Origin of the sequence: Streptacidiphilus jeojiensis (assembly GCF_042510965.1) — a bacterium.
Lineage (GTDB): Bacteria > Actinomycetota > Actinomycetes > Streptomycetales > Streptomycetaceae > Streptacidiphilus > Streptacidiphilus jeojiensis.
The window spans coordinates 929,606-949,414 of record NZ_JBEUKS010000001.1; the positions used below are offsets into that span (position 1 = coordinate 929,606).

The 19,809-nt window shown below is 70.6% G+C and carries 18 protein-coding genes; 10 read left to right on the plus strand and 8 right to left on the minus strand.

The window, feature by feature from the left end:
• Nucleotides 1-52: 52 nt before the first annotated feature.
• The 5 genes from ABUW04_RS04210 to ABUW04_RS04230 all read left to right on the plus strand — a co-directional run bounded on the left by ABUW04_RS04210 (nucleotide 53) and on the right by ABUW04_RS04230 (nucleotide 6,358).
• Entirely contained in the window at nucleotides 53-1,024 is a 972-nt protein-coding gene (locus tag ABUW04_RS04210) for a substrate-binding domain-containing protein (RefSeq protein WP_380562808.1), read from the plus strand.
• A gap of 10 nt (nucleotides 1,025-1,034) precedes the next feature.
• Nucleotides 1,035-2,573 carry a sugar ABC transporter ATP-binding protein gene (locus ABUW04_RS04215; RefSeq protein ID WP_380562810.1) on the plus strand — a complete coding sequence of 513 codons (1,539 nt, stop codon included), beginning with the start codon at nucleotides 1,035-1,037 and terminating at the stop codon, nucleotides 2,571-2,573.
• Nucleotides 2,570-3,589, plus strand: a complete 1,020-nt coding sequence (locus ABUW04_RS04220; RefSeq protein WP_380562813.1) for an ABC transporter permease — start codon at nucleotides 2,570-2,572, stop codon at nucleotides 3,587-3,589. Before ABUW04_RS04215 ends, ABUW04_RS04220 begins: the two co-directional genes overlap by 4 nt.
• 57 nt (nucleotides 3,590-3,646) lie before the next feature.
• On the plus strand, nucleotides 3,647-4,336 hold the full coding sequence (locus ABUW04_RS04225) for a Clp protease N-terminal domain-containing protein (RefSeq protein ID WP_380562815.1): 690 nt from the start codon (nucleotides 3,647-3,649) through the stop codon (nucleotides 4,334-4,336).
• Between the two features lie 66 nt (nucleotides 4,337-4,402).
• Nucleotides 4,403-6,358 (plus strand): Xaa-Pro dipeptidyl-peptidase, encoded by a 1,956-nt coding sequence (locus ABUW04_RS04230; protein ID WP_380562817.1) that lies wholly within the window; start codon nucleotides 4,403-4,405, stop codon nucleotides 6,356-6,358.
• 76 nt (nucleotides 6,359-6,434) lie between these two features.
• Here the strand turns inward: ABUW04_RS04230 and rph are convergent, their stop codons facing one another.
• Together rph and ABUW04_RS04240 are read right to left on the minus strand one after the other, a co-directional pair.
• Nucleotides 6,435-9,071 carry a rifamycin-inactivating phosphotransferase gene (rph, locus tag ABUW04_RS04235; protein ID WP_380562819.1) on the minus strand — a complete coding sequence of 879 codons (2,637 nt, stop codon included), beginning with the start codon at nucleotides 9,069-9,071 and terminating at the stop codon, nucleotides 6,435-6,437.
• Nucleotides 9,072-9,305: 234 nt separating this feature from the next.
• Nucleotides 9,306-10,763, minus strand: coding sequence for an MFS transporter (locus ABUW04_RS04240; RefSeq protein WP_380562821.1), 1,458 nt, complete (start codon nucleotides 10,761-10,763; stop codon nucleotides 9,306-9,308).
• 155 nt (nucleotides 10,764-10,918) lie between these two features.
• Here ABUW04_RS04240 and ABUW04_RS04245 point away from each other — a divergent pair, with 155 nt between their 5' ends.
• Nucleotides 10,919-11,404: a MarR family winged helix-turn-helix transcriptional regulator gene (locus ABUW04_RS04245; protein ID WP_380562823.1), complete on the plus strand. Its 486-nt coding sequence runs from the start codon at nucleotides 10,919-10,921 to the stop codon at nucleotides 11,402-11,404.
• On the opposite strand, the gene ABUW04_RS04250 is transcribed toward ABUW04_RS04245, so the two are convergent.
• The gene (locus ABUW04_RS04250; protein ID WP_380562825.1) at nucleotides 11,394-12,251 is read right to left on the minus strand and encodes a chitosanase; all 858 of its coding nucleotides are present in this window, start codon (nucleotides 12,249-12,251) and stop codon (nucleotides 11,394-11,396) included. The two genes, ABUW04_RS04245 and ABUW04_RS04250, sit on opposite strands and share 11 nt — an antisense overlap.
• Nucleotides 12,252-12,548: 297 nt before the next feature.
• On the opposite strand from ABUW04_RS04250, the gene ABUW04_RS04255 reads away from it, so the two are divergent.
• From ABUW04_RS04255 to ABUW04_RS04265, 3 genes are all read left to right on the plus strand, one after another.
• Complete coding sequence (locus tag ABUW04_RS04255; protein WP_084715424.1) at nucleotides 12,549-12,785, plus strand: DUF6191 domain-containing protein; 237 nt, start codon at nucleotides 12,549-12,551, stop codon at nucleotides 12,783-12,785.
• 88 nt (nucleotides 12,786-12,873) lie between these two features.
• Nucleotides 12,874-13,569: a type 1 glutamine amidotransferase domain-containing protein gene (locus ABUW04_RS04260; protein ID WP_380562827.1), complete on the plus strand. Its 696-nt coding sequence runs from the start codon at nucleotides 12,874-12,876 to the stop codon at nucleotides 13,567-13,569.
• The gene (locus ABUW04_RS04265; protein ID WP_030264609.1) at nucleotides 13,566-14,294 is read left to right on the plus strand and encodes an SDR family NAD(P)-dependent oxidoreductase; all 729 of its coding nucleotides are present in this window, start codon (nucleotides 13,566-13,568) and stop codon (nucleotides 14,292-14,294) included. Before ABUW04_RS04260 ends, ABUW04_RS04265 begins: the two co-directional genes overlap by 4 nt.
• Before the next feature lie 6 nt (nucleotides 14,295-14,300).
• On the opposite strand, the gene ABUW04_RS04270 is transcribed toward ABUW04_RS04265, so the two are convergent.
• The 5 genes from ABUW04_RS04270 to ABUW04_RS04290 all read right to left on the minus strand — a co-directional run bounded on the left by ABUW04_RS04270 (nucleotide 14,301) and on the right by ABUW04_RS04290 (nucleotide 18,952).
• Nucleotides 14,301-15,161: a metal ABC transporter permease gene (locus ABUW04_RS04270; protein ID WP_380562829.1), complete on the minus strand. Its 861-nt coding sequence runs from the start codon at nucleotides 15,159-15,161 to the stop codon at nucleotides 14,301-14,303.
• Entirely contained in the window at nucleotides 15,158-16,066 is a 909-nt protein-coding gene (locus tag ABUW04_RS04275) for a metal ABC transporter permease (protein ID WP_380562832.1), read from the minus strand. Before ABUW04_RS04275 ends, ABUW04_RS04270 begins: the two co-directional genes overlap by 4 nt.
• Entirely contained in the window at nucleotides 16,053-16,973 is a 921-nt protein-coding gene (locus ABUW04_RS04280) for a metal ABC transporter ATP-binding protein (protein WP_380562834.1), read from the minus strand. The genes ABUW04_RS04275 and ABUW04_RS04280 overlap by 14 nt, the downstream gene beginning before the upstream one ends.
• 6 nt (nucleotides 16,974-16,979) lie before the next feature.
• Nucleotides 16,980-17,957 carry a metal ABC transporter solute-binding protein, Zn/Mn family gene (locus ABUW04_RS04285; RefSeq protein WP_030264622.1) on the minus strand — a complete coding sequence of 326 codons (978 nt, stop codon included), beginning with the start codon at nucleotides 17,955-17,957 and terminating at the stop codon, nucleotides 16,980-16,982.
• Nucleotides 17,958-18,097: 140 nt separating this feature from the next.
• A complete protein-coding gene (locus ABUW04_RS04290) occupies nucleotides 18,098-18,952 on the minus strand; it encodes an NAD(P)H-binding protein (protein WP_380562836.1) in 855 nt (284 codons plus the stop codon).
• A gap of 77 nt (nucleotides 18,953-19,029) precedes the next feature.
• Here ABUW04_RS04290 and ABUW04_RS04295 point away from each other — a divergent pair, with 77 nt between their 5' ends.
• On the plus strand, nucleotides 19,030-19,785 hold the full coding sequence (locus ABUW04_RS04295) for a helix-turn-helix domain-containing protein (RefSeq protein ID WP_380563447.1): 756 nt from the start codon (nucleotides 19,030-19,032) through the stop codon (nucleotides 19,783-19,785).
• The last annotated feature ends 24 nt before the right edge of the window (nucleotides 19,786-19,809 follow it).

The window sequence follows — 19,809 nt, forward strand, 5'->3', positions numbered from 1 at the left end:
GCCCAAAACCGTCCGCATACCGGACCAAACCACCCGAAAGGCAGTCCCCACCATGAAGCTCAAGCTCGCCCTCACCGCCGCCACCGCCCTCGCCCTCAGCGCCGCGCTCAGCGCCTGCGGCCAGGAGGGCGGCAGCGGGTCCACCGGCGCCGCCGCCTCCGCCGGCGGCAAGCCGACCATCTGCCTGGTGATGAAGTCCCTGGGCAACGACTACTTCCAGACCATGGAGAAGGGCGCCGAGGCCCACGCAAGAGAGCGCGGCGACCTCACCCTGGAGGCCAGCGGCATCCAGAACGAGACCGACATCGACGGCCAGGTCGCCGACATCAACAAGTGCATCACCGACAAGGTCGCCGGCCTGGTCATCGCCCCGGCGGACTCCCGCGCCCTGGTGGCGCCGCTGGCCCGGGCCGCCAAGGCCGGGATCAAGCTGGTCAACATCGACGTCCAGCTCGACCCGGCCGCGCTGAAGTCCGCGGGCCTGGACATCCCGTTCGTCGGCCCCGACAACACCCTGGGCGCCCAGGAGTCCGGCGCGGTGCTCGCCAAGGCCATCGGCAGGGGCAGCAAGGTCGTCATCCTGGAGGGCATCTCCGGCGCGGCCAACGCCGAGCAGCGCACCGCCGGATTCGTCGCCGCGGCCAAGGCCGGCGGGCTGGACGTGATCGCCTCGCAGTCCGCGAACTGGGAGACCGACCAGGCCTACACCGTGACCACCAACCTGATCACCGCCCACCCCGACATCACCGGCATCCTCTCCTCCAACGACGACATGTCGCTGGGCGCGGTCAAGGCCATCGCGGCCGCCAAGAAGACCGGCCAGATCAAGGTCGCATCCTTCGACAACATCGACGCGCTGCACCCCTACCTGCTCAACGGCGCCGTGGTGTCCACCGTCGACCAGTTCGCCGCCAAGCAGGCCGGCGACGGCATCGACGTGGCCATGAAGGAGATCGCCGGCCAGACCGAGACCGGCTGGATCAAGACCGACATCAAGGTCGTCACCAAGTCCGACCTCGGCTGAACGGAACACCGTGACCACACCACCCGCACCGGTGCTGGAAGCCACCGGCATCAGCAAGAGGTTTCCCGGCGTGCGCGCCCTGGACGGCGTGCAGCTGCAGCTGCTGCCCGGCGAAGTGCACGCCCTGCTCGGCGAGAACGGCGCAGGGAAGTCCACCCTGGTCAAGATCCTCGCCGGGATCCAGCCGCCCGACGAGGGCAGCATGACCCTGGACGGCACGCCCTACCGCCCCACCGGCGCCGCCGACGCCATGCGGGCCGGCGTCCAGGTGGTGCACCAGGAGCTGAACCTGCTGCCCAACCTCACCGTCGCCGAGAACCTGCTGTTCCAGAACCTGCCCCGGCGCTTCGGCCTGGTCGACCGGAAGGAGACCGACCGCAGGGCCACCGAGCTGCTCGCCGAGGTCGGCCTCGACGTCAGCCCGCGGACCAGGGTGGAGCGCCTGGGCATCGCCCAGATGCAGCTGCTGGAGATCGCCCGGACCCTGTGGCAGGACTGCCGCGTCCTGGTCATGGACGAGCCCACGGCCACCCTGACGCCCCGTGAGACCGAGCGGCTGCTCGCCCTGCTGCGCCGGATCACCGAACGGGGCACCGCCGTCCTGTACATCTCGCACCACCTGGAGGAGGTCTTCGAGATCAGCGACCGGATGACGGTCTTCCGCAACGGCCGCCATGTCGCCACCCGCGAGCTGGCCGGCACCGACACCGCCGAGGTGATCCGGCTGATGGTGGGCCGCGACCTGGAGCAGGAGTACCCGCCGCACGTCGACCGCGACCCCGGCCCGGAGCTGCTGCGGGCCGAGGAGCTGGTGCCGCCCGGCGGACACCCGGTCAGCCTGACCCTGCACGCCGGCGAGGTCGTCGGCGTGGCCGGACTGGTGGGATCGGGGCGCACCGAGACGGTGCGGGCGCTGTTCGGCGCCGACCGCGCCACCGGCGGCCGGGTCAGGGTCAAGGGCCGCACCGCCCGGATCAGGACGCCGCGTGACGCGGTCCGGCTGGGCATCGGCCTGCTCACCGAGGACCGCAAGAGCCAGGGCCTGGTCCTGGACATGCCGCTGGCCGCCAACATCACCCTCACCGCCACCCGCAAGGTCTCCCGGGGCGGGCTGCTGCGCCGCGCCGAGGAGGCCAGGCTGGCCCAGCACGCCGTCGACAGCCTCGGTGTGCGCACCCCGGGCGTGCGCACCGCGGTGCGCACCCTGTCCGGCGGCAACCAGCAGAAGGTCGTGCTGGGGCGCTGGCTGCTGGCCGACACCGACGTGCTGATCGTCGACGAGCCCACCCGGGGCATCGACGTCGGGGCCCGCTACGAGATCCACCAGCAGCTGGTGGACCTCGCCGGGGCGGGCAAGGGCCTGCTGGTCGTCTCCTCGGACCTGCCCGAACTCATGGGCATCTGCGACCGGATCCTGGTGTTCTCCCGCGGCCGGCTGGCCGGCGAGGTCGCCCGGCCGGACTTCGACAGCGCCCGCATCCTCACCCTGGCCTACTCCGGCTTCACCACCACCGCGGCCCCCGCCCTGACGAACGGTCACCCCCGATGACAGCCTCAGCCACGCTCCCGCGCAAGCCCCGCACCCTCCCCGCCCTGGCCCGCCAGGTGATGGGCGAGGGCGGCATCGGCATCGCCCTGCTGGCGCTGGTGGCCATCTTCACCGCCACCGCGCCCAAGTTCCTGACCTCGGACAACCTCACCAACATCGCCACCGAGATCACCCTCAACACCATGCTCGCGGTCGGGATGACCTTCGTCATCCTGGTCGGCGGGATCGACCTGTCGGTCGGTTCGGTGATGGCGCTGTGCGCGGTGGTCTCCGGGCCGCTGCTCACCGCCCACGGCATCCCCACCCCGGTCGCGGTGCTGCTGGCGGTACTGGTGTCGGTGCTGGTCGGCATGGTCTGCGGGCTGATCAACGGACTGGTCTCGGAGCGCTGGCGGGTGCCGTCCTTCATCATCACCCTGGGCATGATGAACGTGGCCCGCGGCGCCGCGCTGCAGTACACCGACGCCAAGACCATCTACGACTTCCCGCAGGGCTTCTCCACCTTCGGCACCTCAACCCTGCTGGGCGTGCCCACCCTGTTCTGGATCGCCCTGGCCATGGTGGCCGCCGGCCACTTCGTGCTCACCCGCACCGTCTTCGGACGGCTGGTCTTCGCGATCGGCAGCAACGAGGAGGCGGTGCGCCTGTCGGGGCACCGCACCTCCGTCGTCAAGGTCTCGGTCTTCGTCATCAGCGGTCTGACCGTCGGCATCGCCGCCGTCACCTACATGGCCAGGCTGAACATCGCCAGCCCGATCCTCGGCGACGGCGACGAGCTCAACGCGATCGCGGCCGTGGTCATCGGCGGCGCGTCGCTGTCGGGCGGCAAGGGCTCCATGATCGGCACGCTGCTGGGGGCCTGCCTGCTCGGCGTGCTCACCAACGGCCTGCTGCTGATGGGCGTCTCCGACTTCCAACGCCAGATGATCACCGGCCTGGTGATCATGGTGGCCGTGGTCGTCGACCACTACCGCGGCCGCCTGGCCGCACGGCTCCCCGCCGAGGCGGGCTCCTGACGCACCGATCGTCAATTTCTTCTTGACGATCGGGAATCGTCAACTTACGCTTGACGCATGAGTCCACTCGACATCAACCTCGCCGACCTGATCGCCCGCCTCAACGAGGAGCTGCCCGACGACGCCGACGAACTGGCCCGTATCAGCGAGGCGCGGCTGCGCGCCCAGACCCTGTCCGACCTCGGCGACCAGCTCGTCGACCACTACGTCAGCCGGGCCAGGCAGGCCGGCGCCTCCTGGAGCGAGGTCGGCGACGCCATCGGGGTGTCCAAGCAGGCCGCCCAGCAGCGGCACACGCCCAACGTGTTCGAACGCTTCACCGACCTGAACCGGCACAGCGTGGTGCTGGCACAGGAGGCCGCCCGGACCCACAAGCACGACGCCATCGGCACCGAGCACATCCTGCTCGGCCTGCTCGGCGAACCCCGCGGCCTGGCCTACGAGTTGCTGGTGGCCAAGGCCGAGTCGGAGCAGCGGGTCCGCGCTGCGGTCGAGCAGGCGATGGCACCGGCCGGCAAGAAGGCGCTGCGCGGCCACATCCCGTTCCGGCCGGACAGCAAGGAGGTCATCGAGCAGGCGGTCCGCGCGGCGGCCGACCTCGGCCACGACTGGGTCGGCACCGAGCACAGCCTGCTGGGCCTGATCCGCACCGAGCAGAGCCCGGCCGCGGAGATCCTGCGCGGCCTCGGCTTCAGCTCGGACGAACTGCACGAGACGGTCAGGTCGGCGGTGGGGCGCCGGCTGTAACGTTTTTGTTGATGTCTCGTCAAAACTCTTCTGGATGGGGTGCCTCACGAACTAACTTCGACGCTTGTGACTATACGTAGCTACCGCGCGACCGCCGTCGTCACCACGATCCTGGTCACGCTCACCATGGCGCTGCTCGGCTCCCCCACCGCCCGGGCCAGCTCCGCCGTCCAACCGGGAACGGTCCGCAGCGGTGTCAGCCAGCCGCTCTACTCCTACGCCAACGCCATCCGGGAGACCGTCTGGGTCGACACCGGACTGGACGGCGACGGCGACGGCCACACCGACCGGGTCGCCGCCGACATCATCCGCCCGAGCGAACCCGCCGCGGCCGGACTGAAGATACCGGTCATCATGGACGCCAGCCCGTACTACTCCTGCTGCGGGCGCGGCAACGAGAGCCAGGTCAAGACCTACGACGCACAGGGCAAGCCGAACCAGTTCCCGCTGTTCTACGACAACTACTTCGTCCCGCGCGGCTATGCGGTGGTGCTGGTCGACCTGGCCGGCACCAACCGCTCGGACGGCTGCGTCGACGTCGGCGGCCCCTCCGACGTCACCTCGGCCAAGGCCGTGGTCGACTGGCTGAACGGCCGCGCCACCGGCTACAGCGCCCGCACCGGCGGCAGCGCCGTCATCCCGACCTGGACCAACGGCTCCGTCGGCATGATCGGCAAGTCCTGGGACGGCACCATCGCCAACGGCGTCGCGGCCACCGGCGTCCAGGGCCTGAAGACCATCGTACCGATCTCCTCGATCAGCTCCTGGTACGACTACTACCGCTCCGACGGAGCGCCGCTCTACGACGGCACACCGGCCGACCTCGCCTCCTACGTGGAGAGCTCGACCGCCGCGTCGCACTGCAGCGCGGTGCAGAAGCAGTTGGCCGCCGGATCACCGTCCAACGGCAACTGGTCCAGCCTGTGGCAACAGCGCGACTACGTCGCCTCGGCCGCCAACGTGCACGCCAGCGTCTTCGTGGTGCACGGCATGGAGGACCTCAACGTCCGCGACATCAACTTCTCCCAGTGGTGGACCGCGCTGGCGCAGACCGGCGTGGACCGCAAGATCTGGCTGTCCCAGACCGGCCACGTCGACCCGTTCGACTACCGGCGCGGCGCCTGGGTGGACACCCTGCACAGCTGGTTCGACCACTACCTGCTGGGCGTCGACAACGGCATCCAGAACGCCCCGGTCGCCGACATCGAGCGGGCACCCGACCAGTGGACCACCTCCGCGACCTGGCCCGCCCCGGGCACCGTGAGCAGCACCCTGAACCTGAAGCCCGGTGCGCTGACCACCGCGTCCGGCAGCGGCACCGCCTCCTTCACCGACAAGCCCAGCGTCGGCGAGGACACCTGGGCGGCCGAGGCGGGCAGCACCACCTCGGAGAAGACCGTGTTCAGCACCGGGACGCTGACCGGCGACCTGCGGATGTCGGGCCAGGGGTCGATCACCCTCAGCGTGAAGTCGTCCACCAAGAGCGCACACCTCAGCGCCGTACTGGTCGACCTGGGCACGGCCACCATCCGCAACTACGAGGGCGCGGGCGAGGGCATCACCACCCTGACCACACGCTCCTGCTGGGGTGACAGCACCGCCGGCGACAGCGCCTGCTTCCTGGACACCGCGGCCGACACCGAGCAGGTCGGCTACACCATCTTCAGCCGCGGCTGGGCCGACCTGGGCCACTACGCGAGCCTGAACACCGCCTCCACCATCACCCCCGGCAAGTCCTACTCGATCACCTTCAACCTGGCCGGCACCGACCACGTGGTCCCGGCCGGGCACCGGCTGGCACTGATCGTGGCCGGAACCGACAACGGGCTGCTCAACCCGGCCTCCACCACCCCGACCGTCACCGTCGACCTGGCCCACTCCTCGGTGTCGCTGCCGCTGGTCGGCGGCGCGGGCAGCCTGCAGCAGGGCGCCCGTCCGGCTGCCACCGCGCAGAGCACCGCGGTACGGGGGCTGACCCCGGCTCCGGGATTCTTCAGCAGCCAGTTGGAGGACTTCCGGTAGTCCCTGACTCCGCTCCGGTGTGCGGGCCGGGCCCAACGCCCGGCCCGCACACCGCCGTTCCTGATCCGGGCACCGGTCAGGACAGGATCTCGACGTAGCCGCCGGCTCCGTGCACCCGGATCCGCTGCCCGTCCCGGATCAGCCGGGTGGCCTGCTCCACGCCCACCACCGCCGGCAGCCCGTACTCCCGGGCGATCACCGCGCCATGGGTCATCAGGCCGCCCACCTCCGTCACCAGCCCCGCGACCGCCACGAACACCGGCGACCAGCTGGGGTCGGTGTAGGTGGTGACCAGGATGTCGCCCGCGTCGAGATCCGCCTGCGCCATGTCCAGCACCACCCGGGCCCTGCCCTCCACGATCCCGGCCGAGACCGGCAGCCCGACCAGGGCGCCGGCCGGCACGTCGTCGCGCCGGTAGGCCCCGGAGAGCACCTCCCCGTCCGAGGTGATCACCCGCGGCGGCGTGAGCGCCTGGTTCACCCGGAACGCCTCCTTGCGCCGCTGGACCAGCCCGCGCTCCACCCGGCCGGTGCGCGCCAGGTCGTGCAGCTCCTGGAAGGTGAGGTGGAAGACGTCCTCCTCCTCGCCCAGCAGGCCGCCCCGCACCATCCGCCCGGCCTCCTCCAGCAGCGCCTGCTTGTAGACGAAGTAGCGGCTGACGATGTTGTACTTCGGGTACTCCCGGTAGCCGGCGAAGGCCCGCACCTGGTCGATCATGCGCCTGGTGTCCTCGGCCTTCTGTTCCCCGTCCGGCAGGGCGCGCAGGCGTGACAGCACGTCATCCTGCTTCCGCCGCGCCTCCAGCAGCCCGTGCTGGAAGCGCCGCGCGGCGGCGCCCGGCTCGAAGTTCCTGACATTGTCCAGGATCGCGGGCACCAGCGTGCCGGGCCGCTCGCTCCAGCGCGGCCTGGTGATGTCGATCTCGCCGGCGCAGCGCATGCCGTACCGGTCCAGATAGGCCTCAATGGCGTCCCGGGCTTCGGCACCGCCTGGGAGCTTCGGCAGCTCGTCCAGGAAACCGCCGTCCTGAACGCCCTGGGCCTGGACGCCCTGCAGGAAGGCCACCACCTCCGGATGCGGACGGATCACATCCGCGACGTCGAGCAGCGCCAGCCCCATCTCGGAGGTGATGTTGCCGGGGGCGGACAGCGTCAGCGTGTCGGCCGCGTTCTTCTCGCCCAGCCACTCCAGCAGCTGGTCGTTGAGCCACCAGGTGGCCTCCATCACCGCCATGATCGCCTGCATGTTCGGCGGATCGGCGAGGACCCGCTTGTGCTCGACGAAGGCCTCCAGCAGGAAGTCGAACAGCGCCGGCCCGGTCCTGGACCGGATGTCGCGCCGCAGTGCGGCGAGCGACGCCTCGCTGCGCTCGACCAGTTCGGTGACGATGGCCGGATCGGCCTCGGCCGGGACCGCCGACGCATCTCGGGCCGAAGCCCCGCGGGCCGGCCGCCCGCCGGGGCTCCCCTCCGGCAGTGGCAGGACGAAGTCGCCGCGGTCGAGCAGGGTCTCCAGCGCGTCCCTGGTCAGCGGATCGGACCTGCCCACCATCTCCAGGAAGCCGGCGCGGCTCGCGGGCGAGGCCAGGTTCCGGGTGGCGTCGACGAACAGCCGTCCGCCCGCCTCCAGCATCGGCGCCATCGCAGTCAGCTGCCACATGGACAGGCCCAGCGGCTTCATGGCGTCGGTCATCATCTGCTGGTGGCCGACCGAGAGGTAGACATGGTTCCCCCCGTCGCCGCTCGCGGTCCCGGGGACCGGGAACAGGGTGGTGATCGGCCGGCTCTGGACGATCCGGAAGTCGTCGTCGACCAGGCACCACTCGATGTCCTGCGGGCTGCCGAAGTGCGCCTCGATCCGCCGGCCGAGCCGCACCAGGCGCACCACCTGCTCATCCGTCAGCGCCGGTTGCCGCTGCTGCTGCGGGTCGACCCGCACCTCCTCGGTACCGCCGGTCGGCACCGCCCGCAGGGCACGCTGCTTGACGGCGACCGTCCTGGCGACGACCTCGCCGTCGCGCACCGTGAAGACGTCCGGGTTCACCAGGCCGGAGACCAGGGCCTCGCCGAGGCCGAAGCCGGCGTCCACGGTGGCGGTCCTCCGGTTGCCGCTGACCGGGTCGGCCGTGAACAGGATGCCGGCCGCGTCCGGGAGGACCATCCGCTGCACGACCACGGCCATCCGCACCGTGCGGTGGTCGATGCCGTTGCGCCGGCGGTAGGTCACCGCCCGGTCGGTGAACAGCGAGGCCCAGCACCCGCTGATGTACCGCAGGACCGCGGCCGACCCGGTGACGTTCAGGTAGGTGTCCTGCTGGCCGGCGAAGGAGGCGGTCGGCAGGTCCTCCGCGGTCGCGCTGGACCGGACGGCGTAGGCGGCCTGCGCGCCGTGCCGGGCCAGCGCGTCGGTGACCGCGGCCGCCAGACCCTCCGGCAGCGCGGCCTCCTCGATGCTCCGGCGGATCTCCGCGCTGAGCGCGCGGACCGCCTCCCGGTCGTCCGGGTCGACCCGCGACAGCCGATCGAGCAGAGCGTCGACGGCCGGCAGCTCGGCCATCACCCGCCGGAAGGCGTCCGTCGTCACGCAGAAGCCGGCCGGCACCCGGATGCCCTCGATCCGCGACAGCGCGCCCAGGTTCGCGCCCTTGCCGCCGACGATCGCGAGCTGCGTCCCGTCGACCTCGTGGAGATCCCGCACGTACTGATCGGTCATCGCGCTTCCTCCGAACGACACCCGCACGTTCTGCCCTCGTTTCTGCAGGTTATGGCCTTGAGCCACGATTCTGCGGCAGGACCCGGGCCTTGCCGCAAGCCCCCCGGTGCGCTATAAGTTGAGAGTGGCAAGGAGAGACTTCTCCTTGCCTTTGCCATGTGCCGCGCACCTCGGAAACGACAGCGCCGCGGCCCACCCCCGGGCAGGGGCGGACCGCGGCGGCGTAGGTGCGGGTCAGGCCTGGGCCGGGGCCGGGGAGTTGGCGTTGTCCTCGTCCACGGTCAGCTCGTCGTCGCCGCCGACGCGCTTGAGCGCCGGGATGCAGGCCGCGATCAGGGCGCCCACCAGGGCGACGCCGCAGCCGAGCAGCAGGCCGGACCGGAAGCCGTCCTGCGAGGTGAAGGTGTAGCCGGAGACGGTCGTCGTCATCTGCGCCAGCACCACGCCGACGACCGCGGCGCCGATCGAGGTGCCCAGGGCGCGCATCAGGGTGTTGAAGGCGTTGGCGGCCGCGGTCTCGGAGAGCGGGACCGAGCTCATGATCAGTGCCGGCATCGCACCGTAGGCCAGGCCGACCCCGCTGTTGATGACCATGGCGACGAGCATGATCCCCCAGGCGTGGCTCATCAGCGCCTGGGCCAGACCGTAGCCGGCCGCCATCACCAGCACGCCGCTGATCAGGGTGAACTTGGCGCCGCGGGCATTGGTGAGCTTCCCGCCGAGCGGGGAGACGATCATCATCATGATGCCGCCCGGGGCCATCCACAGGCCGGCGTCCAGCATCGACTGCCCCAGGCCGTAGCCGGTGGCCTTCGGGAACTGCAGCAGCTGAGGCATGATCAGCATGCTGGCGTACATGCCGACGCCGACGAACATCGACGCCGCGTTGGTGACCAGGACCCGGGGGCGGGCGGTGGTGCGCAGGTCCACCAGCGGCGCGGTGTTGCGCAGTTCCCAGACGCCCCAGGCGAGGAACAGCACCACCGCTGCGGCGAACAGTCCGATGGTGGTGGCCGAGGTCCAGCCCCAGTCGGCGCCCTTGGAGACCGGGAGCAGCAGGCAGACCAGACCCGCGCCGAGGCCCAGGCCGCCCAGCAGGTCGAAGCGCTGCTGCTTGCCGCCGCCGGGGGTGTGCGGGATCAGCGACCAGACCAGGGCGCCGATGGCCAGCGCGAGCACGGCCGAGCCCCAGAACAGGACCCGCCAGTTGGCGTACTGCGCCACGGCCGCGGCGATCGGCAGCCCCAGGCCGCCGCCGATGCCCATGGAGGCGCTGACCAGCGCGATCGAGGAGGAGAGCTTCTCCGCCGGGACGACGTCGCGCAGCAGCGCCACGCCCAGCGGCACCATGCCCATGCCCATGCCCTGGAGGCAGCGACCGATGATCATCGGCAGCACCGAGGAGGACAGCGCGCAGACCACCGAGCCGACGAACAGCGGGACCAGGCAGATCAGCAGCATCCGCTGCTTGCCGAACATGTCGCCGAGCCGGCCCGAGATCGGCGTGCAGACCGCCGACGCCAGCAGGGTCGCCGTGATCACCCAGGTGGCGTTGGCGGTGGAGGTGTGCAGCATGCTCGGCAGGTCCGCGATCAGCGGAGTCACCAGTGTCTGCATGATGGCCGCCACGGTGCCCGCGAACGCGAGCGTCGCGACGATGGGACCCGAGCGGGCCGATGGTGATGCGCTCATGGGGGAGGACTCCTCGACAGTGCCGACCTTGTGCTGGCTCAATATGTATCATACATATGTAGTGCATGAGCCATCCCTCATGCATGGCACACACTGATCGGGCAGTGTCGGAACGCCTGGGACGAGGCGGCACACCGGCACGGAGAGGCAAGGCCATGGCCACACCCACCGACGAGGTCGAGTTCGAGCAGATGCTGCTCAGCCGGCACGGCCTTCAGTCCCCCGGCGCGCGGTTCGCCGGCCGGGTCCTGGACAAGAGCGCGTATATCCTGCTGAGCCGGATCCGGCTGCAGGGGCCGATGTCGATCGGCGAGTTGAGCGAGGCCTTCGACCTGGACGCCTCCACCCTCAACCGGCAGACCGGCGCGGCGATGCGCGCCGGCCTGGTGGAACGCATCGCCGACCCGGCCGGCGGCATGGCCCGCAAGTTCCGCACCACCCCGCTCGGGGAGGAGATGCTGGAGCGGGACCGCGTCCAGAACATCCGCTCCCTGGACGCGGTCATGGCCGACTGGACCGACGCCGAGATCGCCGCCTTCGCCGCCCAGCTGCGTCGCTTCAACGCCGGCATCGAGCGGCTCGGCGGAAGGGTCTGGCCCCGGCCGGAACAGCAACCAGCGGGCGGCCCGGTCAGTTCTTGATGGTGTAACTGTCGCCGTAGGTCTTCCAGGTCAGCGGCGGGTTGAGGTCCAGGTTGCCGGCCTTGAGGAAGACCCGCTGCTCGGTGTCGACCCGACTGGTGTCGTCATGGGCGGCCTCGGTGAGCATGGCGGCCTTGCGGGCGTCCAGGAAGGCGTTGAGGTAGGTGGTCTCGTTGCCGCCCTGGGCGGGGGTCTTGGCATTCTTCATGGCGGCCTTGCGGATCCCGCCGAAGCTGGTGGGGTCGTCCCCGGGGCCGTGCATGACGATGGCGTCGTAGTAGATGAACTGGCCCAGCGCGTGCAGCCCGTCCGCCTCGGCCTGCTGGACGGCGGGGTTGAAGTAGACCCGGTCGCGCTCGTTGTCCTGGGCGGTCTGGAAGACGGTGTCCTTGGCGGCGGTCTTCCAGGCGTTGACGAAGGCGGTGCCCAGACCGGCGTGCGAGTCGGTGCCGTTGACCTTCTTCAGCGCGGGCAGGTACTTGGCGAGCGGGTTGCCCGGCTCGGCGGCGGTGTAGGCCTGGACGAGTTCGAGCATGTCCCCGGTGCCCGAGCAGAACCCGATGATGCCGGCGGTGTAGCCGCGGCCGTCGCCGATGTCCTCGATGTACTTGTACTGGGCCTTCCAGTCGAGCGAGGAGTTCTCGGCGCTGGAGACGAGCTCCATCGCTATCTCCTTCTTGTGCGCGTCGGTGAGGTTCACCCCGCTCGCAGCCGTGGCCTTCGGCGTGGTCGAGGCCATCGCCTGGACACCGGCGAAGCTGAGCGCGCCGGCGGCGGTCAGGGCGGTGGCGGCGAGCAGGGTGCGTCGGCCCAGGCGCGCGGAGCGCCGGTGGTTGGACTGCGTCATGGTCGTTCTCCTGGAGCGAGGGTGCGGGGCACGGCGATGGCGCGGGGACCCGGCGGGCCGTGCGGGGGTACGACCTGCCGGGTCGGCGGCCCGATGAGGGGATGTCAGCATCGGGACGGCGCAACCGAGTTAGGAAGGTTGCCTAACTGGCTTGTCGGCGATCCTGCCGGGTTGAACCGATCCCGTCAATCCGCCCACCGCAGCCCTAACCGGACTTGCGGCGGCCCTGAGGCTCCCTTAAGGAAGCCGCCCCGGGGCCGGACGGAACGCCCCACGCCGCTCCCCCGTTGGAACGGTATGAGCATCTTCGAAGTCCTGTTCGCCCCCGGTCGACGGCACGTCGAGGAGGAGAAGAACAGGCTCGAATGGACCCGCGACGAGGAGGGCGACGGCACCCCGCACCGCGGGCCGATCGACCTGGACAGCGGTCACGTGGTCATCCGCACCCCCGACGAGGACCGGGATCAGCCGGATCCGGGAGCCGGCGCGCATCGAACACCTGCGCCAGGTGCGCCTGGTCACATAGGTGCATAGAGTGGGCGAAGGGGGATATTCGCGGCGGCGTGTCGGTTCATGGGTCATCCCGCCGAACCTGACGCACGTCCCGAAGGAGATCCTTCCGATGGCCAAAGTGCTTTTCATCGTGAGCGGAGCCACCTACTGGGTGTTGAAGGACGGAACAAGGTACGCGACCGGGTACTGGGCCGAGGAGTTCGCCAACCCCTACAAGATCTTGACGGACGCCGGCCATGAGATCGTCGTCGCGACGCCGAACGGCGTGACCCCGAACGTCGACATGATGAGCCTGCGCCCCGAGATGGTCGGCGGAAACGACAGCGCCCTGGAGTTGGAGGCCGTCATCCGCTCCGCTGAGGTGATGCGCCGACCGCTGCAGCTCTCGGACGTCCGCCTCGAGGACTACGACGCGGTGTACCTGCCGGGCGGTCACGGTCCGATGTCCGACCTGGCCTGGGACGCCGATGCCGGACGGCTGCTGACCCAGCAACTGGCCTCGGGCAACCCGCTGTTCATCGTCTGCCACGCACCCGCCTCGATGCTGGCCACCCGGATCCACGGCGAGTCCCCGTTCAAGGGCTTCAACGTCACCTGCTTCACCGACGAGGAGGAGGAAGGCGTCGGGCTGGCCTCCAGGGCGCCCTGGCTGCTGGAGACCGATCTGAAGGAGAAGGTCGGGGTCAACTTCAGCCGCGGCCCCGTCTGGAAGCCGTACATGGTCGAGGACCGCAACCTGGTCACCGGTCAGAACCCGGCCTCGGCTGCGGTCTTGGGCGACCGGATGCTGGAGATCCTCAGGTGACGACGGCGGGTTCAGACACCGTCCGGAAGGTCGCGATCATCACCGGTGCCGGCGGAGGCATCGGCTCGGCCCTCGTCACCGCCTATCTCGGCCTCGGCTACGCCGTCGTGGCCACCAGTCGTGCCGTGCCGCGATCCGCGGATCCCCAACTGCTCGCCCTCAGCGCCGATCTGGCCGAGGCCGGTGCGGGCGAACGGATCGTTGCGGCGGCGATGGACCGGTTCGGTCGGATCGACACCCTGGTCAACTGCGCCGGCGTCTACATCGGCAAGCCGTTCACCGACTACACGGACGAGGACTTCGACCGGATCGTCGGCGTGAACCTGCGTGGATTCTTCACCGTCTCGCGCAGCGCTGTCGGGGCGATGGTCGCCCGCGGCGAAGGCGGCGGCCACCTGGTGAACATCTCCACCTCCCTGGTCGACCAGCCGGATGCGCAGGTCCCGTGCGCGCTGGCGTCGCTGACCAAGGGCGGCTTGAACGCGGTCACCAGGGAGTTGGCGATCGAGCTCGCGGGGCACGGCATCCGCGTGAACACCGTCTCGCTCGGCGTCGTCCGGACGCCGATGAACCCGGAGGCGACACCCGAGCTCAAGGCCCGCCATCCGCTGGGGCGGATGGCGGAGGTCGACGACGTCGTCCAGGCCATCACCTACCTCGAGCAGGCGTCCTTCGTCACCGGCGAGATCCTGCACGTGGACGGCGGCCAGAGCGCCGGCCACTGAGCCCGCTCACCCCGCTGCCGGACTCGCCGTCCCCAGGGGCGCTCGCTGCGGGCGGATCAGGAAGGTGGCGCCGTAGACGGCCGTTGCGGCGGCCATGATGGCGAAGCTCGGCGGGAGGCTGGGGACCAGCGCGCTCGCGGCCAGGCCCGCCCACAGCTCGGCGACGGCCAGTCCGCCGGACAGGGCCAGCGCACGGAACGGACGGTCCGTCAGCCGGATTGCCGCTCCGGCGGGGGCGGCCAGCAGGCCGAGCAGCAGCAGCGAGCCGACCGCCTGGGTCGCCTCCCCGGCACAGGCGCCGACCAGCGCCAGGAAGCCGAAACCCAGCACGCGGACCGGGACGCCCCGCGCCGCGGCGACGGACTCGTCCACCGTGGCGAACAGCAGCGGGCGGGCGATCAGCAGCACCACCGCGCTGATCGCGACCGCGACCAGCACCGCGACCAGGGTCTGGCCGGTGCTCAGCCCGAAGATCGAGCCGAACAGGACGGTGGTCCCCGCGCCGCCCATCGCGCCGCTGCGGGAGGTGGTGTAGAGGGTGAGGAAGAAGGAGCCCAGCCCGAGGATCCAGGCGAAGGCGCTGCCGATGACCACGTCGTCGGCGCGCCCGGACCGGCCGATGCCGGCCAGCAGCAGCCCGGCGGCGACGCAGCCGACGAACAGGCCCAGGCGCAGGTCGTACCCGCCGGCCAGGGCCGCCATGGCGCCGGTGAAGGCGACGTGGCTGAGGGCGTCACCGGTGAAGACCTGGGCGCGCAGCACCAGGAAGTAGCCGACCAGACCGGCCGCCAGGGCGATGAACGTCCCGGCGAGCACGGCGTTGTGGAAGAAGGGCTGGCCCCAGGCCGAGACGGCGAGTTGGGTCATGCCGCACCTCCCACCAGCGCCGGGCGCCCCTGGCGGGCGCGCACACCGGCCAGGGCGCGGGCGGCGTGGGCGGCCAGGAAGGCGGCGAAGGCGAAGGTGCTGACGAAGAATCCCAGCGGGTAGGGCCAGTAGAAGGCGGCCAGCAGACCCAGCCAGGTCACCGCCAGCCCGATGGCGACGCTCAGCAGCAGGCTGCGGCCGGGGCGGGCGGTGAGCTGCTGGGCGGTGGCGGCGGGCAGCACCATCAGGGCGAACACCAGCAGCGCGCCGGTGATCTGCGCTGCCTCGGCGGTGGCCGCGCCGAGCAGCACCAGGAACAGGGTGGACAGCAGCCGCACCCGGACCCCGCGTCCGGTGGCCACCTGCGGGTCCACCGAAGCAAACAGCAGTTGACGCCCGATCACCGCCAGCACCGCGAGGACCGCCACGGCCACCGCGGCGAGGATCAGCACCTGGTCGCCGGTGATCCCGAGGAAGCTGCCGAACAGCAGCGCCTGCGGGCCCTCCAGCAGCCCTTTGTAGAGCGCCATGAACAGGTAGCCGCAGGCCAGCAGGAACGCCTGGACCACGCCGGTGGCCGCGGACTCCCCCGCGCCCCCGGGCTGTCCGTCGCGCCGCAGCCCGGCGATGGCCAGCGCGGCGGCCACGCAGAACCCGAAGTAGCCCAGGCTCAGGCTCATCCCGACCAGGGTGGCGAAGGCCGCGCCGGGGAAGGCGACCATGGACAGGGTGTGTCCGGCGAAGGTCTGCCGGCGCAGCACCATGAACCAGCCCACCGCCCCGGCGACCACGGCCACCACGGCGCCGGCCCGGAAGGCGTTGACCATGAAGGGGTAGGACCACATCTGCTGGAAGTCCGCCAGCAGGTTCCAGGAGAACGCGGTCGGGCCGTCAGACTGCGGCATGGTGGCCTCCGTGGGTGGAGGGGGCCTCGGGCTGGCCGACCACGACCAGCCGCCCGTCCGCGGTGCGCAGCACCTCGACCGGGGTGCGGTAGAGCCGGGTGAGCGTCTCCGAGGTGATCACCTCGGCCGGGGTGCCGGCCACGGCGCCGCCCTCGGCCAGGTACACCACCCGGTCCAGGTGGTGCAGGATCGGGTTGACATCGTGGGCGACCATCACCACGGCCACCCCCTGCTGGTGGCAGATCCGCCCGATGAGCGCCGCCACGGCGCTCTGGTTGGGCAGGTCCAGGCTGTCCAACGGCTCGTCCAGCAGCAGCACTTCGGGTCGGCGGACCAGCGCCTGGGCGATCAGCAGCCGCTGCTGCTCCCCGCCCGAGCACTGGCCGATCGGCCGGTGCGCGTAGGCGCCGGCGCCGACCAGGTCGACGGCCTCGGCGACGCGTTCGCGGTCGCGCTGGCGGGCGGCGCCGAACGGCAGCGGCACGCCCCAGCGGTCGCCGTCCAGGCCGAGCCGGACCACGTCCAGGCCGCGGATGCGCAGGCTGGGGTCGAAGCTGCGCCGCTGGGGCAGGTAGCCGATCCGGGCCCCGGCGCTCTGGCCCGGCTGCCCACCCAGCACCCGGACCTCGCCCGCCGCCGCGGGCAGGACGCCGAGCAGCACCTTGACCATGGTGGACTTGCCGACCCCGTTGGGGCCCAGGACGGCGACGAACTCCCCGGCACGGACCGTGAGGTCGACCCCCGACCACAGGGTCCGCCCGCCGACGCGCGCCGCGGCGCCGCGCAGCTCCAGCACCGGCTGCGCTGTCGTCGCAGCGCGGGCCGGCTCGGGGCGTGCCGATTCGGGCCGTGCCGATTCTGGCCGGGTGGCTGTGACCCCGGCGGGGGTACCTGTGATCGGGTTCATGGTTCCCTACTTCCCGGCGGCTTCGGCGAGGGCGGCTTCGATGCCCTGCAGCTCGGTGACCTGCCACTGCTGGAAGGTGTCGCCGGCCGGGGCGAGGGTCTCGGTGACGGTGGCCACCGGGATGCCCTCGGACTTGGCCAGCTTCACCTGGGCGACCACGTCCGGGGTGGAGTTCTGGCTGTTGTAGACGTAGACCTTGATCTGCTTGGTCCTGATCTGCTGGTCGATGGTGGCCTTGTCGGCGGCGGTCGGGTCGGTGCCCTCGCTCATGGCGTCCAGGAAGCTCTCCGGGGTGAGCATCTTCAGTCCCAGCCCCTCGGCGAGAGGGGTGACGATCGACTCGGAGGCACCGATCGGGGTGCCGGCGTACTTGGCCTTGATGTCGCTGATCAGCTTGTTGTACGGGGCCAGGGTCTGGGTCTCGAAGGCGGTCTTCCGCTGGTCGAAGTAGTCGGCGTTGGCCGGGTCGATCTTCTTGTAGTCGGCGGTGATCGCCTCGATGACCTGGTGCACGTTGTCCGGCGAGTACCAGCGGTGCGGGTTGCCGCCGGGCTTGATCCCGACCAGGTCCCCGACCTTCAGCTCGGTGCGGCCGCTGCCGGGATTGGTGGCCAGCAGCTTGTCGGCCCAGGCGTCGTAGCCGATGCCGTTGACGATGCTGAACTGCGCGGTGGTCACGGTGCGGGCGTCGGCGGCGGTGGGCTCGTAGGAGTGCGGGTCGGTGTCCGGGTTGGTGATGATGCTGTCCACCTGGACGTGACTGCCGCCGAGCTGGGCCGCGATGCTGCCCCAGAAGTTCTCCGCCGCGACCACCTTGATCACCTCGCCGCCGGCCGCGCTGTTGCCGCTGGAGGCGGGAGCCGTGGACGCCACCGGCGAGCTGGTGGAACACGCGCTGGTGGCCGCGAGCGCCACGACGCCTGCGGCACCGAGCACGAGCCGCAGGGCTCGGCGGCTGACGGTGCGGGACGGTATGGCCTTCATGGCGCGCAACTCCTTGGGCAGAACAGATCAGCGGGACAGGCACCAGGCTAGATGGAAACGATTTTCACCACCAGCTCCAATAGAGTAGAGATGAAAATCATTACCAAATCTTGACCCGGTGCCCCGCCCCGTCCGAGGACTTACGCATTCGGTTGCCCGAATGCGGCCCGGTGGTCGTCGGCCCAGGTCGCGTAGGTGCGCGCGGTACGGCCGAGCGCGCTTGCCACGTCACCGGTCAGCCGGGCGTTTCCCCCTTCGGCGATGAACCGCTGGCCGCGCATCGCTCCGTCGGCGAAGTCCGGATCCCGGCCGGCTGCGATCATCTGTGCCCTCGCCACCCCCAATGGGACGTCGACGATCTTGATGGACCGGCCAAGTACCCTCCGCAGGATCTCCACCTGATCGGGTGTGCTCAGCAGCTCGGGACCTGTCAGCGTGTAGGTCCTGCCCGCGTGATCCGGCGTGGTCAGCGCTACGACTGCGACCTCGGCGATGTCGCGTGGATCGATCACGCCCTGGGCGCCCTTCCCTGTCAGGTTGGGGACCGGCTGCCCCGCCTGGATCATGGAGGCCCAGTGCAGGGTGTTGGTGGCAAAACTGCTGGGCCGCAGGATCGTCCAGGCCGCATCGCCCGCGCGCAGCGCCCGCTCACCAGGGAGGTGCCATCCACCGGCCCTCAGCCCGGTGTCCTCCCCGGTGCCGATGGCTGACAACTTCACCGCCCTTGCGACGCCATGGGACTGCACGGCGTCGAGCATCGCCAGGTCGTGCCGCTCGATCCAGGGGCCCGGCGCATCCAGCATGAAGACGGCGTCGACCCCTGTCACCGCGCTGTCGAGGGAGTCACGGTCGTCGAAGTCCCCCCGTACGACTTCCGCAGGAAGACTCGCGCCCTGCGGGTTCCGCGTCATCGCCCTGACCCGCTCGCCGCGCTCAGCCAGGAGTCGGACCACTTCAGTGCCGATGGTGCCCGTCGCACCCGTAACAAGGATCATGTCGAGCACTCTGCTGCCCAACTGCCCTGTGGATATAGGAAAAACCGGCAGGCTCGTAAAGTGGCGGCGTGGACTCGATGACATTGAGGCGCGCTCTCCGGCCCTGGGTCGCGAATGTGACGCTGATGCGGCCCGACAGCGCTCTGCCACTGGTGCACCTGCCCGACGCCGCCACCGCACTGGTCTATCGCAGGACCGGCGCGCACAACGGCGACCTGCGTGTGGTCGGCCCGCGTAGCCGCGCCTCTTACTATCCCGGCAAGGAACTGCCGATGTGCATCAGGGTCCGGCTGCGTCCCGGTGCGGCCAGGCCGGTGTTCGGGATCCCGGTCAGCGAGCTGCGAGACCGAGCTGCGCCACTCACCGACCTGTGGGGGGATCGCGCCACCCGTCTCGAACACCAGCTCAACGAGCTGACCGGACCTGACCGGATCCTGCACGGCATCGAGGACGCGCTGCTCGAAAGCCTGCACGCCGGAGCGGACTCACACGACCTGCTGCTCCGCCAAGCCGTCGAGTCGCTCTCCACCACCAGCGAACGAGTCGCCACGCTCGCCTCGCGGCTGTCGGTCAGCGAACGCCACCTGCGGGACGTGTTCACCGACCGGGTCGGCCTACCGCCCAAGCACTTCGCCCGCATCCAGCGTGTTCGCGCCGTGCTGGCCGGGGCGGACTCCGCACATTGGGCGGAAGTCGCCTCAGAAGCCGGCTACTACGACCAGTCCCACATGACGGCCGACTTCCACAGGCTTATGGGAGTGCCGCCGGCCGCCTTCCGCGCGGGCCGCCTCCCCGCCACGTCGCCATGCGCCCAACCTCCGTCAGCGCCCTGACGCCGAGGCGGGGTGCAGGTGACA

Excerpts from the sequence above, each read along its gene's own strand:
- ABUW04_RS04290 (WP_380562836.1), bottom strand. The coding sequence starts at position 18,952 with ATGATCCTTGTTACGGGTGCGACGGGCACCATCGGCACTGAAGTGGTC.
- ABUW04_RS04210 (WP_380562808.1), top strand. The coding sequence starts at position 53 with ATGAAGCTCAAGCTCGCCCTCACCGCCGCCACCGCCCTCGCCCTCAGC.
- ABUW04_RS04250 (WP_380562825.1), bottom strand. The coding sequence starts at position 12,251 with ATGACGCAGTCCAACCACCGGCGCTCCGCGCGCCTGGGCCGACGCACC.
- ABUW04_RS04285 (WP_030264622.1), bottom strand. The coding sequence starts at position 17,957 with ATGAAGGCCATACCGTCCCGCACCGTCAGCCGCCGAGCCCTGCGGCTC.
- ABUW04_RS04220 (WP_380562813.1), top strand. The coding sequence starts at position 2,570 with ATGACAGCCTCAGCCACGCTCCCGCGCAAGCCCCGCACCCTCCCCGCC.
- ABUW04_RS04245 (WP_380562823.1), top strand. The coding sequence starts at position 10,919 with ATGGCCACACCCACCGACGAGGTCGAGTTCGAGCAGATGCTGCTCAGC.
- ABUW04_RS04225 (WP_380562815.1), top strand. The coding sequence starts at position 3,647 with ATGAGTCCACTCGACATCAACCTCGCCGACCTGATCGCCCGCCTCAAC.
- ABUW04_RS04255 (WP_084715424.1), top strand. The coding sequence starts at position 12,549 with ATGAGCATCTTCGAAGTCCTGTTCGCCCCCGGTCGACGGCACGTCGAG.
- ABUW04_RS04240 (WP_380562821.1), bottom strand. The coding sequence starts at position 10,763 with ATGAGCGCATCACCATCGGCCCGCTCGGGTCCCATCGTCGCGACGCTC.
- ABUW04_RS04295 (WP_380563447.1), top strand. The coding sequence starts at position 19,030 with ATGACATTGAGGCGCGCTCTCCGGCCCTGGGTCGCGAATGTGACGCTG.
- ABUW04_RS04260 (WP_380562827.1), top strand. The coding sequence starts at position 12,874 with ATGGCCAAAGTGCTTTTCATCGTGAGCGGAGCCACCTACTGGGTGTTG.
- rph (WP_380562819.1), bottom strand. The coding sequence starts at position 9,071 with ATGACCGATCAGTACGTGCGGGATCTCCACGAGGTCGACGGGACGCAG.
- ABUW04_RS04280 (WP_380562834.1), bottom strand. The coding sequence starts at position 16,973 with ATGAACCCGATCACAGGTACCCCCGCCGGGGTCACAGCCACCCGGCCA.
- ABUW04_RS04275 (WP_380562832.1), bottom strand. The coding sequence starts at position 16,066 with ATGCCGCAGTCTGACGGCCCGACCGCGTTCTCCTGGAACCTGCTGGCG.
- ABUW04_RS04270 (WP_380562829.1), bottom strand. The coding sequence starts at position 15,161 with ATGACCCAACTCGCCGTCTCGGCCTGGGGCCAGCCCTTCTTCCACAAC.